Source organism: Lactobacillus sp. ESL0680, assembly GCF_029392855.1.
In the GTDB taxonomy this organism is placed as follows: domain Bacteria; phylum Bacillota; class Bacilli; order Lactobacillales; family Lactobacillaceae; genus Lactobacillus.
On sequence record NZ_CP113945.1, the window covers coordinates 963,350 to 980,772 of the forward strand.

Here is a 17,423-nt window from a genome sequence, read left to right on the forward strand (position 1 = left end):
TCGACTAATATACCCTGATATTTCAGAATAATTGAGAGATAAATAATGATAAAATGATTAAATATTTTTATTTATCAAGTATGTGGCATTGAGATGAAGATTTTAGCCGAATTAGACAAAAAAATACACGACCCCAAACAAAATGTTGAAGTCGTGTATAAAGATATAAATATTATGATTAATGGAACCAGTGCGTATTTCTATCAGTAAACGCAAGTAAGTCGTTACTCATGTATAAAATATACGTAATAAATAGCGTCAGATTGGCATCACCTTGAAAGGCAGTTACACCCCACAAAATAATTGACATAATTCCTTGAACCGTCCAAAAGTAGTACTGCTCACGAAAACGCAAGGTACACAATAATGATCCTGTTACTCCAATTGAGCCGGCAAAAGCATCAATCCATGGTCGTGGACTGATGAAAATTTTCGTATCCATAAAATATAAGGCAGCAGTAACAACGGCAAAGAAAATCAGTGTTAACAGCCATTTAGATGCGTTTAATCCGTGAATATGCTTTTCAGCGTCTTTGGCCCATGCAGGCAATAGCAAAACCGGCAAATCCAGCAGGACAATATATGAAGCCTGCAGGACAACATCGGCATAATTGCGGGCGTTAATTGCTACAACAATGTAGATTAACGCTGATAACAGTCCTAAGATACCATTTAACGGTTTGGCATTGGTAATTGCCAATGTACAGGTAAAACCCATGATTGCCGCAACCATTGTGACCAGTGAAATGGTATTTATCGGCGAACTAACTGTCGTACCAATAATCACACCAATTCCCAGCATTAATAGCATATACGTTTTAAAGCTCCAACCACGCATTTGCTCGACATACCATTTTGGTCTGAAGACATCAGTATTTGGCTGTATTTTCATTACTTCTACTCCTCACATAAATACGATATTTATTAAAAACACATGTTATCTATCATAACATGTGTTTTCAGTAAAATAAAATTTTTCAAATGATAAAAACACTTGCAAAATGATACGGTAGATTTTCAAGAATGCTACAAGGAGAGTACAGGATTTAGCCCCCCAAAAACAAAAAATTGCAAAATTAATTTGGAAAAATACGACTAATAAGGTATAATATCCTTTGTTGCGGAGAGTTGGCAGAGTGGTAATGCACCGGACTCGAAATCCGGCGAACCAAGTTTTCCTTGGCGCGCAGGTTCAAATCCTGTACTCTCCTTAAATATGAGCCGACAAATACTGATATAACAGTGCACGCTAAACTATAAAAAAGACAGTTTCTTTTTATAAGACTGCTTTTTTTTATTCAATTTCATTTATTACTCCTACCATCAAAACTATAGATATTTTAATTAATATTAACTGTTCATAGTATTCCCGAATTTTCATTGCTTTATTTTCTATCACTAACTATAATTATTCTTGAATACTTTTAATAGTAATTTCAAAAGCTACTATACCTAATTTTATTTTGAGGTAAAATTCTAGGCTTGTAACTTTTTCTGTACATCGGGTCTGACATTATTTGTGAATCCTTTTTACGAAGAAAATTCCCAACTATCTAATTGGCTACTTCTAGCTTCTCATTAAACAAAACTCCAAAATTTAAGTAAAATAAAAAAACTTTCAAGACTCGGTGTGAAAGATGAATCTTGAAAGCTAATGTAACAATACGCTTAATATGATAGCGATTACCATATACAATTCTATCATACTTTTAGGAGGTTTAAAACATGGGTAAAAAAGATAACAGCGGTAATAGAAGCAGCATCAAAAGCATACTATAGAGCTAAAGTAAAATAACGCATATTATATTTTAGAGGAGAAAAAATGGAAGTTGATATTAAAATACCTGAACACGTAATTGTAACAGCGGATGATGAAGGTGTAACCATAAATCGCAAAGGATTAAGAAATATGGCCAACAGAGGCAACCTTGGTGAAACTAAAATTCCATATTGGGCTATTGCATCGGTTAACTATCGTAAATCCACTGTTTTTGGTGGTAAATTTGAGCTTAATACGATAAGTGGTCCACAAAAAAATGGTGGCCTAGGTATGGGATTTTCAGCTTACGGTAATAACACTGCCATTGTATTCAGAAATGGCAAAAACGAAGAAATGGCTGCTCTTAAAGATTTTGTAGAAAAGAAAATGAAAGAAGCCCACGAAGCACAACATTCTTCAACAGTAGTTCAGCAAACAAGCGATGCTGATGAACTTGCAAAATTCAAAAAATTATTTGATGACGGTACTATTACTCAAGAAGAATTTGATGCAAAAAAGAAGCAATTACTAGGTTTATAATGCATATCGCACAATAATATATATTGACAATGCTAACAGTGAAAAATTATTTAACACTTATTTAAGATAATTTACATTAGACTTAAAAGATCACCTATAAGAGTATCAAACTCTACAGGTGATCTTTTTTGCTAAATTGCTTGTTCTTTAATAAATTTGCTCAATCCAATAATATCAATTGAGCTTAGTTTACCAATTGGGCGTCGGCTAAAGACTGCTTCTCTAGTAATTTCGTAATTCTTATGAATATCGACATAAGATTGCTTTTTAAGTCCTGCTTCTCGCCACAACTTAATAGGATAATATAATTTTTTAATTTTATTTGACTTGTTTTTGTACTGGCTAGTAATTTTAAACACTATTACATATTTTTGCTTAACAACTAATACCAACGCTGGGCGCACTTTACTGCCAATATGCTCATCAAAAGGCACATTAGCAATGTATAACTCCATTGGCTGCATTAGCCATTAACCATCCAATCATGAAAATCAGGTGATTTTTTCGCATCGTAGTGTCCATTTTTATCTATATCAACTTTTTCGGTAGGAATGTCTTTAATTAAATCAGCCCACTCTAATGCTGTTGGCATTTTTTTAATAATCAATTCATCATTATTAACACTAATTGACAATTCATCGCCATCTTGTAAACCCAGTTTACGCCTTATTGCAACTGGAATAACTATTTGTCCTTTACTCGATAATTTAGAAGTTTGTTCCATAATAATTTTACTCCGCTCTTATATCTTACGTCTTACATTTTACTTAATTATTATACAAAATGCAATTTACTCGAATATTACAAAATTAGTTTTTACCGCTAAAATATTTTCTCCCATTATTACAAAATAGTTACAAGAAGCCTTGATTTCTTAAGTTTTGCTCAAGACCAGTTTTAAACGGTACATACCGGTCTAAAAATACTGTTAAAATAACTTTAAGTAAGTATTTCTAGGTAGTGATTTTATATATGCAAACAAGTATTTGGCTGGCGGCGTTGTCCGCTTTTATTCTGCTAATTCTCATTGTTAATATCCGCAATTCACGTCGCTTTAATCTCTTTGACCATTGGCTGCACCATAAGTTAGTCAGAAATCATGATGGCTTCAGCTGGCAAATAATTGCTTTTATCAATGACCCCAAGTTAATGGTTGTCTGGGATATTCTACTTGCCAGTTTCCTCATTAATGAAGAAAGAAACATCACTGCTCTCTGGGTAATTGCTACATTGGGCTTTACCGATATTGCTGGCATCTTATTAAAGCGGTGGGTGCACCGCAAACGACCAATTGAGCATTCTGATCTAGAAGACGGCTACAGCTTTCCCAGCGGTCATGTTTTGGGAGCAACCTGTATGGTACTAATTATCTTGCAGGTTTTTGGCAATGAACTCACTAACTGGCTGGTAATTGCTCTGGGCGCAATCTGGTTAATGGTTGTTATCTCACGCTTAAGTCTTAGGGCACATTATCCCTCTGATGTCATTGGTGCAACTAGTCTAGCGATATTTTGTTTTACAATTTCTCAGCAAATATTATTTGCTATCATTTAAAAAGACAAGTTTCAAATTGAAACTTGTCTTTTTTTGCTTTATAAATCTTCAAAACCAATCATTAATCCGCCCTCTTCGGCGTAAAAGGTACATAAACCCTTCATTGAGCGAATAATTACTTGAGCCTGTGGGTACAGCTCAATAATTTTTTCTTTGAGTGTTTTAGCATCCTTTTCATTCTTGCAGTGGTCAATAATAACTTGCCCACCCTGATATTTCATATCAGTCATCCGCTTAATAACTTCTTTCAGGGCCCGCTTCATTCCCCGAACCTTTGCCAGCGGCTCTAATTTACCCTCATCACTGGCAGTACCAACGAGGTCAATCTTTAACATATGTGCCACTTTGGCAACAGCAGGACTAACCCGACCATTAAGAGATAAGTTATGCAATGATTGCAAAATGAATAACAAGTGGGTATGCGTTTTATAATCGTGGATTTTTTGTTCTAAATCAACAAACCGTGATTTACCCTTAACCATTTTCTTAATTTCATTTAAAATAACCGACATTTCTGGACCAGCAGAACGCGAATCGATAACAATTACATGACTGTCAGGATGTTTCTTTTCATACATTTCTTTTGCCTGAAATGCCGAAGAATAACTACCACTAAGACCGCTAGTAATTGTCATTAAAATTGCGCGCTTGCTGCCCTCTAATGCTTCAAGCCACTCATTAATGCTTGGACAAGATGTCTTACCTGCCTCTGTGTTCTTTGCCATCTCAGTAATTAGCTGGTCGACATCAAGCTGCTCGTTGTCAACAAAATCTTGACCAGCAATTGTCATCGTTAACGGCACCACCCGAAGCGTTTGATCGGCATTTTCGTTAGCGCTAGAATCGATTATTAATTTTACTTCTTCCATTTATTGATACATCCTTAATTAAATACAAAATCATTTATGAATTAAATTGTATAGCTAAATAATAAAGCAAAACTGTCAAAAAAGCGATTAAAAATTTTTAATCTTAGAAATCGCTTTCAAATGTTTACAGAATCACAAACTTAGGCTAAAATTTGTCATGTAGATATGGAGCCCTTGCTCCAGTTAATGTATGTACAGAAAAGTTGTACAACATTTATTATTTAGGAGGTTTTTAGATGTTAAAATCAGTCATTGAAAATGTTCATGCACTGGAAATCTATGATTCACGTGGTAACCCAACTGTTGAGGCTTTTGTTACCCTTTCAAACGGTATCGTAGGAAAGGCTGAAGTTCCATCAGGTGCTTCAACTGGTGAAAACGAAGCCGTTGAATTGCGTGACGGTGGTAAGCGTGTTGGCGGTAAAGGTGTTTCTAAGGCTGTCAACAATGTTAACACTAAAATTGCTAAAGCCTTAAAGGGCTTAGATCCTCACGACCAAGCAAACATTGATCGCGTTATGATCGAATTAGACGGTACTCCAAACAAGGCTAAGCTTGGTGCTAATGCTATCTTAGGTGTCTCAATGGCTACTGCCGCTGCTGCTGCCAAAGATAGTCACCAACCACTTTACAGATACCTTGGTGGAACTGATCTTGAAATGCCACAAACTTTCCATAACGTTATTAACGGTGGTGAACACGCTGATAACGGTATCGATGTTCAAGAATTCATGATTACCCCAGTTAAGAAGACTTCATTCCGTGATGGTTTTGAAAAGATTGTTAACACTTACCACACTTTGAAGAAAGTTCTTGAAGATATGGGTTACGAAACCGGCCTTGGCGACGAAGGTGGTTTTGCTCCTAACATGAAGAGTTCAGAAGAAGCTTTGAAGGCTTTACACGAAGCAATCATTAAGGCTGGCTACAAACCAGGCGAAGATATTGCCATTGCTTGTGACTGTGCTGCTTCATACTTCTACAACAAAGAAGATAACAAGTACCACTTTGAAGGTAAAGTTCTTGACGACCAAGAATTGTCAGATTACTACGACAAGTTGCTTGGTGAATTCCCAGAATTAATCTCAATCGAAGACCCATACGACGAAAACGACGTTGACGGTATGATTAAGTTTACTGAAACTCACAAGGACAGAATTCAAATCGTTTTGGATGACTTTATTTGTACTAATCCTAAGCTTTTAACTAAGGCTATCAAGGAAGGTGCTGGTAATGCTTCATTAATTAAGTTGAACCAAATCGGTACTGTAACTGAAACTTTGGAAACTATTCGTCTTTCACGTAAGAATGGCTACAACACCATGATTTCTCACCGTTCAGGTGAAACTGGTGACACCTTCATCGCTGACTTTGCCGTTGCTGTTAACGGTGGTCAATTGAAGACTGGTGCTCCAGCTCGTTCAGAACGTGTTGAAAAGTACAACCGTTTGCTTGAAATCGAAGAAGAACTCGGTGACGGCGAACGTCTTGCTTTCTTCCCAGACAATGTCGACGAAGACTAATTAAAATTAATAAATAAAAATAAAACCCCGAAATTGCTATAATTCGGGGTTTTATTTTTATTTTAAAACGACTTTTTTTGCTAAATAATTATTCATATATCAAGTAAGTATGCTTTTATTTCCTAGCAAACTAGTAAAAAAGGCTCAACTGTGCTACTTTAGATAAGGTATAAATTAATCAAAGGAAGGCAAATTATGTCTGAAAAAATTACCGGCTTAAGTCAAGCCGAAGCAGATAAACTTCTTAAAGAAAAAGGTCTAAATGAAGTACCTGAACCAAAATTCAACTTTTTCAAAGAATTTTTATCTAAATTATGGAATCTGTCTGCTTGGATTCTGGAAGCAGCCCTGCTCTTAGAATGCATTCTAGGTAAATGGATCCAATCATTATTTGTACTGCTAATGTTACTATTTGCAGCATGGAACGGTGCTACGCAAAAGAAGCGTTCACGCCGCGTGTTAAACAATATTTCCCACAAGTTAACACCCACTGTTTCCGTTCAGCGCGATAACCAATGGCAAAATATTGATTCCAAATATCTTGTCCCTGGCGACCTGATTAATTTGCAGCCAGGTGATGTGTTAGCAGCCGACGTCAAATTAGTTGATGGCCAACTTGCAACCGATGAAAGTTCAATCACCGGTGAAGCAAAGACCGTTCATAAAAATATTGATGACACTGCCTTTGCTGGGACTACCGTTGTCGAAGGATCTGGATTAGCAGTTGTAACCGCAACTGGTTCAAACTCTCGTTCAGGCAAAACTATTAATTTAATTAATAATTCTGCAGCTCCTGGACACTTGCAACAACTATTAACCAAAATTATTTATTATCTTTGCTTACTCGATGGTCTCCTAACGCTAATTATTATTATCGCTTCCTTCTTCAAGGGCGGCGATCTTAACAATCTGGTTAACATGCTGCCATTCTTAGCAATGATGTTCATTGCTTCAATTCCAGTGGCCATGCCATCAACCTTTGCCCTATCTAATTCATTCGAAGCAACTAGATTGAGCAAGGAAGGCGTTCTGACTGCTGACTTAACTGGTATTCAGGATGCCGCGAACTTGAACCTAATTTTACTAGATAAGACAGGCACAATTACCGAGAATAAGACGGCGGTTGCCCAATGGACTAATTTCAGTGAGCTTGATAACAAGCTAGTACTTGAATTGGCTACAGCCGCAACTGACCAGCGTAATAAAAAAATTATTGATGCCGCGATTGATGAATATGCCGTTGAACAAGGCGTAACAATTAAAGCAAGTGATGATTTTACCCCCTTCACTTCTGATACCGGTTATTCAATGGCTAACATTGATGGCTACAACGTTAAATTAGGTTCATTTAAGCAGCTTTCATTAATTGACAAAAGTGCCAATGACAAAGTAAAAGAAATTGATTTTGGTGCTGGCCGTTCCTGTGCCCTACTAATTAATGATGAATTAGCCGGTGTCTTCATTCTGCAGGACAAGGTTCGTTCAGATTCCAAAGCTGCCTTAGCTGAATTAAAAAAGCGTGGCGTGCGCCCAATTATGTTAACTGGTGACAACCAAAAGACAGCTTTGGCCGTTGCTAAGCAAGTTGATTTAACTGGCGACGTGATTTCAATTCATAATTTTGACGAAAATACTGACATTAATCAGTTAGCTGGGATTGCGGATGTCCTACCAGAAGACAAGCTGCGCATGGTTAAATTCTTCCAAAAGAAGGGTTACATCGTGGGTATGACCGGTGATGGTGTTAATGATTCACCTGCTCTGAAACAAGCTGAAGTCGGTATCGCTGTATCTAATGCAGCCGATGTCGCTAAGCGTTCTGGTAAAATGGTATTGTTGACCGATGGCTTGAGCTCGATTGTCAAAATTTTGGATGCTGGACACCGCGTTTACCAAAGAATGACCACGTGGTCATTAACCAAATTAGCAAGAACGGCAGAATTAACAATGCTGCTGACATTTGGCTACCTGTTCTTCAACTACATTCCAATGGCCCTGAATGCCATGGTTATTTATACAATTATGAATAACATGGTAACAATGATGATTGGGACCGACCGGACACATATTACGTATAAACCTGAGAATTGGAATATTGCTAAATTAGCTAAAATTGCCTTCTCACTCGCCTTTGGCTGGACAGTAATCGGCGTTATTGCAGTCGGCTACCTGAATACCCATGGCTTCAGTCATGGTATAGTTTCAACCATGGTTTACGTTTACTTAGTTCTGAGCGCAATGTTTATCTTACTGATTACCAGAACCAAGCGGTTCTTCTGGCAAGACTATCCATCTAAGGCTGTTGGCTTAACCCAAATTGCGGACGTGATTCTAACAATTATCCTGGCACTATTTGGAATTGCAATGACCAAGATTAGTTGGACTAACTTATTGATTACATTTGCCATTGCCTTAGTAGCAGCTATTGTAGTTGACCTAGTCTATCAACCAATTATGAAAAACAAATAATTAATCTAAATAGAACTTTTGTAACTGAAAGTTCTATTTTTTTGCAAAAAAATACTCCTAAATCTAGGAGTATTGTCTTTAACGCGTTAATTCATAAACGTATGAGGTCTCATCAGCACGGTAAACACCATACAAAGTTCCAACCTGCTTAAAGCCCATTTTGTTAATTAAGTGCTGCATTGCTTGATTGTCTTCATGTGTATCAATTCTAATTGAATCAACTTCAGGATGACTATCTCTAATATTTTCAATTACAGCCCGCAGAAGTTTGGTAGCATAACCATGGCCAGCATGCTTAGAACGAATTGCAACCCGGTGAATAACGACATAATTATCTGTTTGCATTAACCATTCACCATTTAAGTTGTCGTACGCATGATCGGGCCCAGTAACAATCGAAATTGCTCCAACTGTTTCTTCATCATCAGAAACAGCCAAGTATGCCCAACCATTCTCAATGTCTTCCTTAATCTGGTCAGGTGATGGATATTCACCCTGCCACTGATTGACACCACTTTCTGCTAATTGATTAGCACCATCTTTCAAAATCATCATAATTTGGTCAAAATCAGCCATTGTTGCTCTTCTTAATTGCAAGTTCTTCACTTCTCCTTTTAAAAAAACATACGATCTATTATACCGACACCATTTAAGTATGTAAAAAAATTTGTTTTTATAACGCTAATAAAAAAACAGTTTTCTTTTTTAAAGAAAACTGTTTTGAATTAAGCACCGTGATATTGAACAAGTGAATAAATATCAAGTCCCGGTAACTTTTCCTTACCCTTTAAATCAGGTAATTCAATGTAAAATGCGGCACCAACTAAGATACCACCTAAATTTTCAATTAATTGCTTGCAAGCACGCAATGTTCCAGCAGTTGCAAGTAGATCATCACAGATAACTACTCGTTGTCCTGGCTTAATTGCATCCTTGTGCATTTCCAAGACGTTAGAGCCATATTCCAAATCGTATGAGGCCCGTTCTACTTCTCTTGGCAACTTATGCGGCTTTCTTGCGGGAACAAAGCCTAAGCCTAATTCAGTGGCAACAGGGCATCCCACAATAAATCCCCGAGCTTCAGGGCCGACAATCACATCTGCCTTTCTGCTCTTAGCATATTCTGCAAGCTTATGAGTAGCTGTCTGGAATAATTCACCATCCTGCAAAATCGGAGTAATATCCCGAAAGACAATTCCCTCATTTGGAAAATCATTAACACTTGCAATTCGTTCTTCAAAAATGTTTGCCATAAGAAGAAAAACCTCCAAAACTTCATTTGCTTTCTTAAAGCACAATTTAACTTACATATTCTAACAGATTTAACCATAAAAAGCACTAAAAAAACTTGCTGTTAGTGCTTTTTCAGCTGCTGATTAACATACATTAATAATTTATTAGTCGGCATTTGTCTTAATTCACTAGCAAAAGTAATTTGTGAAGTCACCGCGGTAAAGTACTTAGATGCAGACAATGGCTTTTTGGTAGGATTAGGTACCCCAACAATCTGATTATCTTGCAGCTGAACAAAGTTAAGTTCAAAGAAAACCCGTAAAATAAACAACAAACTATTATAATCCAATCCTAAAAATGGTGCTACCTGACGATAATCTGCCGGCGACAAATCCGGATGGGCATAAACATACTTCAAAACGCGAGCAAAATTATCCTTGGCAGGAATACTCTCAACTGGCAGCTGATCCAACAAAAAGCGCAAGTATAACTGCTGATAATCACTATTTAAGGCCAAATTCAGTTCTGCTTGGTTATGCGGCACATCAATTAAAGCTGCAACCTCACCATCGCCATGATAGTCACTTACCAAAGTAATTTTATCAGGATTTATTCCGAGACTATTGGCAGCAACCGGCTGATTTTTAGCATCAAACAACAAGTAACGGTCAGCAAAGCCCATTACGTACTTTTCTTGCCGTAAATCAACTACAGGAGCTGAGACAGCTAACTGAGGTGCCTTAAAGATAATACCATCAATAATTCCCTGCAATTTTGTTTGCTTGCGGTACGTATTAAGCCCCAACTGAATAAAAATCTGGTCAACAAACGGCAGCAGATTACGTGTAATGTATTCTTTGTTAAAGCCAACAACATCTAACTTACCGCCATCTTTTACTGCTTGAAAACGAATATGGGTCTTGTCTTTGCCCATAAAATCAAAATTATTAATTCTTGCATGAGTAATACTAAAAGTTGGCTTAACATTGTCTGTACCAAAGGGACCAGCAATGTTAATCTCAGCTACCGTGTCAGTTGTCAACTTAGCTAACGGCAATTCAAAGTCATACTGGTTTACTGCCAAATTAGGCGCGCCCTTAAAACTAGCTTCAAAAGCATCCCGCAGTGCATCAACTTTGTCAGCAGTCGTCGATAACCCACAAGCAAAATCATGCCCGCCAAATTGCGTTAACAGTTCCTCTTTTAGCGGCGATAATGCGTCAAATAAGTTAAATCCTGAAATAGACCGACCTGACCCTTTAACAATACCAGCTTCATTTTTAGTTAAAACAATTGTCGGTTTATGGAATTTTTCAACAACTTTATTAGCTACTAAACCAAGCACACCCTCGTGAAATTCAGGATCATAAATTACTAGAGTATTCTTCGTTTGCCAGCCATTAATCTTAATTTGTTCAATGCATGATTGATAAACTGCTGTCGTTAGTTCCTTGCGCCTATCATTTAGTTCTTCAACTTGATCGGCCAACTGTCTTGCTTGTTCTTCATCATCAGAAAGTAGTAATTCAACGGCTAAACTAGCATTAGCAAGTCGGCCAACAGCATTTAATCTTGGAGCAATATTGAAACCAACGTCAGTTTCATCAATTGAACCTAACTTTAAGCCAGCATTTTTAATTAAAGCTCGCAAACCCGGACGCTGCGTTTGGTTAAGTGCTGCTAAACCGCGTTTGACAATAATATGCCCTTCACCCGAAACCTTAACCATGTCGCCAATCGTGCCAATCATGGTAAGATCTAACAAGTCAGACATTGGTTCTTGCATTAATTCGCGACAAATTGTGTAAGCAACACCAGCACCACAATAGTCATCGAACGGATATTCTTGCCCCGGATAATTACAGTGCACGATTGCATAAGCATCTGGGACTTCTTCTTGAAAAGTGTGGTGATCCGTAATAATTGTATCAACGCCGTGTTCTTGAGCGTAAGCAACTTCCTTAACGCCAGTTACCCCATTATCTACCGTAATAATCAGCTGCGTACCGTCGGCAACAATCTTTTGGTAAGCCTCAAGATTAGGGCCATAACCATCACGAAAACGATCAGGAATAAAGTAATGTACATCAGCACCCAAGATTGCTAATGTTTCCATCATAATCGTTGTCGCCGTGATGCCATCGGCATCGTAATCGCCGTAAATTGTTATCTTTTCACCCTGCTCAACTGCTTCAGTAATCCGGTCAACAGTCTTATCCATGTCATGCATTAAATTAGGGTCAGCCAGATCTTCTTCAGTAGCATTAAACCAAAAAGCTAATTGCTCATCAGTATTAATTCCACGTAAAGAAAACAACTTAGCCGTAATTGGGCTAAGTTGATATTTTTCAATTAACTCAGAAGGCAACTCCTCAGCGGAACGTTGTTTCCACTCAATCATTAAGTTTTCTCCTCAATATTTTACTTTGAATTTAAATCGTCATCGTTCATCTTCAAAACAGCCATAAATGCGTCTTGTGGCACTTCAACGCGGCCAACAGCCTTCATTCGTTTTTTACCACGCTTTTGCTTTTCGAGCAGTTTAGCACGACGATCTGGGTCACCCGTATGAATTTTCCAAGTAACATCTTTACGATATGGCTTGACAGTCGCCCGCGAAATAATTTTTGCACCAATCGCACCTTGAATATCAACTTCGAAGTTTTGCCGCGGAATTAATTTCTTGAGCATTGAGGTCATTTGCCGTGCCCGCTTTTGCGCTTCATCACGGTGAGCAATGAAACTCAGCGCATCAATTGCCTGCTTATTAAGTAAAATATCGATTTTAACTAAGTCAGTTGCACGATAGCCGGTAATTTCATAATCAAGTGAGGCATAACCCTTGGTTGAGGACTTTAAATCATCAAAAAAATCGTAAATGATTTCCGCAAGCGGCATGTTGTAAATTACGTTTACGCGATACTTATCCAAATAATCCATCGTCACAAACTCACCGCGCTTACGCTGGCATAACTCCATCACTGGTCCAACGAAGTCATTAGGAACCATTACTTCAGCCTTAACATAAGGTTCTTGAACTTCCCGATATTCACCAGCAGATGGCAAATCAGATGGGTTATCAATTACCTTAGTTGAGCCGTCATTCATAATTGCATGGTAGTCAACTGATGGTGCTGTCATTATTAAGTCAAGATCAAATTCTTGTTCTAACCGTTCCTGAACGACATCCATGTGCAGTAATCCTAAAAAGCCACAGCGAAAGCCAAATCCCAGTGCTGTTGAAGTTTCTGGTTCAAATTCCAAAGCAGCATCATTTAACTGTAATTTTTGCAAGGCTTCTTTTAAGTCGTCATATTTGGCATTATCAACGGGATACATCCCTGAATAAACCATTGGTGGAATTTGCCGATAACCCGGTAACGGTTCTGCAGTTGGCTGTTCTGCCGAAGTAATGGTATCCCCAACTCGCGTTTCTCGAACCGATTTAATATTAGCCGTTAAGTAACCAACATCCCCAGCAATTAAAATATCTTTCTTAACCGGCTGCGGACTAGTAACCCCAACTTCGGTTACTTCGTACTTTTTGCCAGTGTTCATGATTTCAATTTGATCGCCCGGCTTGACTGTCCCTTCCTCAACGCGAACAGACAGTACAACACCGCGATAATCGTCATACTTTGAATCAAAAATCAAAGCCTTTAACGGTGCTGTTAAGTCGCCAGCTGGTGCCGGGATTTCCTTAACCACCTTTTCAAGCATGTCAGCTATCCCCTGACCTGTTTTACCGGAAACTTCAGCAGCATCTGAAGCATCAAGGCCAAGCATTTCGCCAATTTCTTCCTTAGCTTGTTCTGGATCAGCTGATGGCAAATCAATCTTATTGATTACTGGAAGGATTTCTAAATCATTGTCGATTGCCAAATAAGTATTGGCTAAAGTCTGGGCCTGAACTCCTTGTGAAGCATCAACAACTAACAATGCCCCTTCACAGGCCGCAAGTGACCGTGACACTTCATACGAAAAGTCAACGTGTCCCGGGGTATCAATTAGGTGGAAAATATAGTCTTCACCATCTTGTGCGTGATATTTAACTTCTACTGAGTTCATCTTGATGGTAATCCCACGTTGCCGCTCTAAAGGCATGTCATCAAGCATTTGGTTTTTTAGTTGTCGCTCTGAAACCGTATCGGTCAGTTCCAAAATACGGTCAGCAATTGTTGACTTACCATGATCGATATGGGCAACAATTGAAAAGTTGCGAATGTGTTTTTGATAATCTTGTAATTTTTTTATGTCCATAAATTATTTGCACCCTTTAATTCTATCTCTACTATTATAGCAAATTCGTAAGGGCAGTTGAAATTAATTAGGGGCTCCACTAATTTTTAAAAGAAAAAGAATCCTAAAATATAGGATTCTTAACTAATTACTTCAATTTTTCTTTTAAGCGTTCAAAAAAGCCTTTCTCTTGTGGGGTAATTGAACCACCACCAGCCTTGACAAAGTCAACCAATGCTTCTTTTTGCTTGTCGTTAATTGACTCTGGAATTTGCACTTGAACGGTTGTTATTTGGTCACCATTGCCATTACCGCGCAAATATGGGACACCTTCGCCGCGCAACGTAAATTTCTTATTCGGTTGCGTACCAGCAGGAATCTTCAGCTTACTCTTACCGTGAACCGTCTTAATATCAATCTCATCTCCCAAAGTTGCTTGCGCAAACGAAATTGGTACTGTGGTATAAATTGTATTGCCACTACGTTCAAAGTCTTTGGATGGCTTAATCCGGTAACTAATGTACAAGTCACCGTAAGGTCCACCGTTTTTACCGGCTTCACCTTGACCGTCATAACGTAACTGTTGGCCATTATCAATACCAGCAGGAATATTAACTTCAATAGTATTTTTACCATCGACAGTTCCGTTACCATGACAGGTTTGACATGGGTGTTCAATAATGACACCCTTACCATGACACTTATCACAGACTGTCTGACGACGAATCATTCCGAGCATCGACTTTTGGGTCACAGTCATATAACCAGAACCATGACACTTATCACAGGTAATTGGGTGCGTGCCCTTTTCAGCACCAGTTCCTTGACAAGTAGAACAAGTTTCACTGCGAGTATAAGAAACTTGCGTCTTTTTACCCGTAATTGCATCCATAAAATCAATTGTTAATGTGTAGTCTAGGTCTTGACCACGCTTTGGAGCAGTCGGATTGGCTTGAGCCTGGCTACTACCGCCGCCACCGCCAAAGAAATCATTGAAAATATCGCCAAAATCACCAAAACCGCTAAAGTCGCCGTAACCTTGACCAGCACCGCCGCCAAAGCCGCCTTGGCCATTAACACCGGCAGAACCAAATTGGTCATACTGAGCCCGTTTTTGCTTATCATGCAAAACCTCATAGGCCTCGTTGACTTCTTTATACTTTTCTTCAGCTCCAGCTTCATGATTTAAGTCTGGGTGATACTTCTTAGCTAATTTACGGTAAGCAGAGTTAATTTCTTTATCACTGGCATTACGATCAACGCCTAGCACATTATAATAGTCTTCTTGTGCCATCTATTAAAAGCTCCTCACTTTCCAAAAGAAAAGAACTACTTTTGTGGCAGTTCTTTTCTAATTTATTCAATTATAAACCCTTTACTTGTCTGGGTCTACTTTGTGGAATTCGCCGTCAGTTGCAGAACCATCACTAGCATTGCCGTCTTGTGAACCTGGGTTCTGTGGACCAGCTTGGCCAGCTGCGTCAGCGCCACCATTAGCTTGGTACAATTTAACAGCTAAATCTTGAGCAACCTTAGTTAATTCATCCTTCTTGGACTTCATTTCATCTAAGTTATTGTCTTGTTGCGCCTTCTTCAAAGCATCAAGGGCATCTTGAACCTTCTTGGTGTCGTCTTCGGAAATCTTGTCGTTATCCTTAACTTCCTTTAAGGTCTTTTCAGTTGAGAAGATCAATTGGTCAACTTCATTACGTAAGTCAACTTCTTCCTTCTTCTTCTTGTCCTCTTCGGCATGTTCTTCGGCTTCTTTTTGCATCTTCTTGATTTCTTCATCAGAAAGACCGGATGAACTCTTGATGGTAATCTTTTGTTCCTTACCAGTACCCATATCCTTAGCAGAAACATTAACAATACCGTTCTTGTCAATATCAAATGTAACTTGAATTTGTGGGACACCACGAGGTGCAGCAGGAATATCAGTTAATTCAAAACGACCTAAAGTCTTGTCGTCTTGAGCCATTGGGCGTTCACCTTGCAAAACATGAACGTCAACGGCTGGTTGATTATCTGCGGCAGTTGAAAAGATTTGACTCTTAGAAGTTGGGATAGTTGTGTTCTTTTCAATTAACTTAGTGAAGACACCACCCATGGTTTCAATACCAAGAGATAATGGCGTAACATCAAGCAAGACAACGTCCTTAACATCACCAGAGATAACCCCACCTTGAATGGCAGCACCTAAGGCAACGGCTTCATCAGGGTTGATTGAGTGGTCAGGTTCCTTGCCAGCCCACTTCTTAACAGCTTCTTGAACAGCAGGAATTCTTGTTGAACCACCGTTTAAGATAACTTTATCAATGTCGCTAACTGTTAAATCAGCATCCTTTAAGGCATTGTCAAAAGCAACCTTAGTACGGTCAACCAAGTCACTGGTTAATTCGTCAAACTTAGCACGAGTTAAGTCAGTTTCAAGGTGCAAAGGTCCAGCTTCACCAGCAGAAATGAACGGTAAGGAAATGTGAGTTGATGATACACCAGACAAGTCTTTCTTAGCCTTTTCAGCAGCATCCTTTAACCGTTGTAAAGCCATCTTGTCTTTAGATAAGTCAACACCATTTTCATCCTTGAAGTTTTGGATGAGCCAATCCATGATCTTGTTATCAAAGTCGTCACCACCAAGGTGAGTATCACCGTTAGTTGACAATACCTGGAAGACACCGTCACCTAATTGCAATACGGAAACGTCGAAAGTACCACCACCAAGGTCGTAAACTAAGACTTTTTCATCTTCAGCATCTTTATCAAGACCGTAAGCAAGTGAAGAAGCAGTAGGTTCGTTGATAATCCGCTTAATGTCTAAACCAGCAATCTTACCAGCATCTTTAGTAGCTTGACGTTGTGCGTCGTTGAAGTATGCAGGAACAGTAACAACAGCGTCAGTAACCTTTTCGCCTAAGTAATCTTCAGAGAATTTCTTAATGTATTGCAAAATCATTGCTGAAATTTCTTGAGGAGTGTAGGACTTGTCACCAATCTTAACTTTGTAATCTGCTTCACCCATGTGACGCTTAATTGAAATGACAGTATTTGGGTTAGTGATTGCTTGCCGCTTGGCAACTTCACCAACTTGAATTTCACCATCTTTAAAAGCAACTACTGATGGTGTAGTCCGGTTACCTTCTGGGTTAGTAATAATTTTTGGTTCTTTTCCTTCAAGAACGGCAACTGCTGAGTTAGTCGTTCCGAGGTCGATTCCGATAACTTTTGACATTGATTAAC

14 protein-coding genes and 1 tRNA gene are annotated in these 17,423 nt (G+C 38.6%); 5 read left to right on the forward strand and 10 right to left on the reverse strand.

Features of this window, described 5'->3' with window-relative positions; genetic code table 11:
- Positions 1 to 178: 178 nt before the first annotated feature.
- A complete protein-coding gene (gene pnuC / locus OZX58_RS04670; protein ID WP_277140472.1) occupies positions 179 to 892 on the reverse strand; it encodes a nicotinamide riboside transporter PnuC in 714 nt (237 codons plus the stop codon).
- A gap of 230 nt (positions 893 to 1,122) precedes the next feature.
- On the opposite strand from pnuC, the gene OZX58_RS04675 reads away from it, so the two are divergent.
- Together OZX58_RS04675 and OZX58_RS04680 are read left to right on the forward strand one after the other, a co-directional pair.
- Positions 1,123 to 1,211, forward strand: a tRNA-Ser gene (locus OZX58_RS04675).
- A gap of 611 nt (positions 1,212 to 1,822) precedes the next feature.
- A complete protein-coding gene (locus OZX58_RS04680) occupies positions 1,823 to 2,299 on the forward strand; it encodes an SHOCT domain-containing protein (protein WP_277140473.1) in 477 nt (158 codons plus the stop codon).
- A 131-nt stretch (positions 2,300 to 2,430) separates the two neighbouring features.
- On the opposite strand, the gene OZX58_RS04685 is transcribed toward OZX58_RS04680, so the two are convergent.
- Positions 2,431 to 2,763, reverse strand: a complete 333-nt coding sequence (locus OZX58_RS04685) for a type II toxin-antitoxin system PemK/MazF family toxin (protein WP_277140474.1) — start codon at positions 2,761 to 2,763, stop codon at positions 2,431 to 2,433.
- The gene (locus OZX58_RS04690) at positions 2,763 to 3,023 is read right to left on the reverse strand and encodes an AbrB/MazE/SpoVT family DNA-binding domain-containing protein (protein WP_277129540.1); all 261 of its coding nucleotides are present in this window, start codon (positions 3,021 to 3,023) and stop codon (positions 2,763 to 2,765) included. Before OZX58_RS04690 ends, OZX58_RS04685 begins: the two co-directional genes overlap by 1 nt.
- Positions 3,024 to 3,271: 248 nt before the next feature.
- Between OZX58_RS04690 and OZX58_RS04695 the strand changes: the two genes are divergently transcribed.
- On the forward strand, positions 3,272 to 3,853 hold the full coding sequence (locus tag OZX58_RS04695) for a phosphatase PAP2 family protein (RefSeq protein WP_277140475.1): 582 nt from the start codon (positions 3,272 to 3,274) through the stop codon (positions 3,851 to 3,853).
- A 38-nt stretch (positions 3,854 to 3,891) separates the two neighbouring features.
- Here OZX58_RS04695 and OZX58_RS04700 read toward each other — a convergent pair whose 3' ends face one another.
- Positions 3,892 to 4,722 carry a DegV family protein gene (locus OZX58_RS04700; RefSeq protein WP_277140476.1) on the reverse strand — a complete coding sequence of 277 codons (831 nt, stop codon included), beginning with the start codon at positions 4,720 to 4,722 and terminating at the stop codon, positions 3,892 to 3,894.
- Positions 4,723 to 4,958: 236 nt separating this feature from the next.
- Between OZX58_RS04700 and eno the strand changes: the two genes are divergently transcribed.
- Both eno and OZX58_RS04710 read left to right on the forward strand, forming a co-directional pair.
- The gene (gene eno, locus OZX58_RS04705; protein WP_277129537.1) at positions 4,959 to 6,245 is read left to right on the forward strand and encodes a phosphopyruvate hydratase; all 1,287 of its coding nucleotides are present in this window, start codon (positions 4,959 to 4,961) and stop codon (positions 6,243 to 6,245) included.
- A 195-nt stretch (positions 6,246 to 6,440) separates the two neighbouring features.
- Positions 6,441 to 8,714 carry an HAD-IC family P-type ATPase gene (locus tag OZX58_RS04710; RefSeq protein ID WP_277140477.1) on the forward strand — a complete coding sequence of 758 codons (2,274 nt, stop codon included), beginning with the start codon at positions 6,441 to 6,443 and terminating at the stop codon, positions 8,712 to 8,714.
- Positions 8,715 to 8,792: 78 nt separating this feature from the next.
- Here OZX58_RS04710 and OZX58_RS04715 read toward each other — a convergent pair whose 3' ends face one another.
- The 6 genes from OZX58_RS04715 to dnaK form a co-directional block, all read right to left on the reverse strand.
- Positions 8,793 to 9,311: a GNAT family N-acetyltransferase gene (locus tag OZX58_RS04715; RefSeq protein ID WP_277129955.1), complete on the reverse strand. Its 519-nt coding sequence runs from the start codon at positions 9,309 to 9,311 to the stop codon at positions 8,793 to 8,795.
- 128 nt (positions 9,312 to 9,439) lie between these two features.
- Entirely contained in the window at positions 9,440 to 9,967 is a 528-nt protein-coding gene (locus OZX58_RS04720) for an adenine phosphoribosyltransferase (protein WP_277129535.1), read from the reverse strand.
- Positions 9,968 to 10,068: 101 nt separating this feature from the next.
- Positions 10,069 to 12,345: a single-stranded-DNA-specific exonuclease RecJ gene (recJ, locus tag OZX58_RS04725; RefSeq protein ID WP_277141751.1), complete on the reverse strand. Its 2,277-nt coding sequence runs from the start codon at positions 12,343 to 12,345 to the stop codon at positions 10,069 to 10,071.
- Between the two features lie 23 nt (positions 12,346 to 12,368).
- On the reverse strand, positions 12,369 to 14,207 hold the full coding sequence (lepA, locus tag OZX58_RS04730) for a translation elongation factor 4 (RefSeq protein WP_277129534.1): 1,839 nt from the start codon (positions 14,205 to 14,207) through the stop codon (positions 12,369 to 12,371).
- Positions 14,208 to 14,334: 127 nt separating this feature from the next.
- Entirely contained in the window at positions 14,335 to 15,480 is a 1,146-nt protein-coding gene (gene dnaJ, locus OZX58_RS04735; RefSeq protein WP_277129533.1) for a molecular chaperone DnaJ, read from the reverse strand.
- Between the two features lie 81 nt (positions 15,481 to 15,561).
- A complete protein-coding gene (dnaK, locus tag OZX58_RS04740) occupies positions 15,562 to 17,415 on the reverse strand; it encodes a molecular chaperone DnaK (RefSeq protein WP_277129532.1) in 1,854 nt (617 codons plus the stop codon).
- Positions 17,416 to 17,423: the final 8 nt, after the last annotated feature.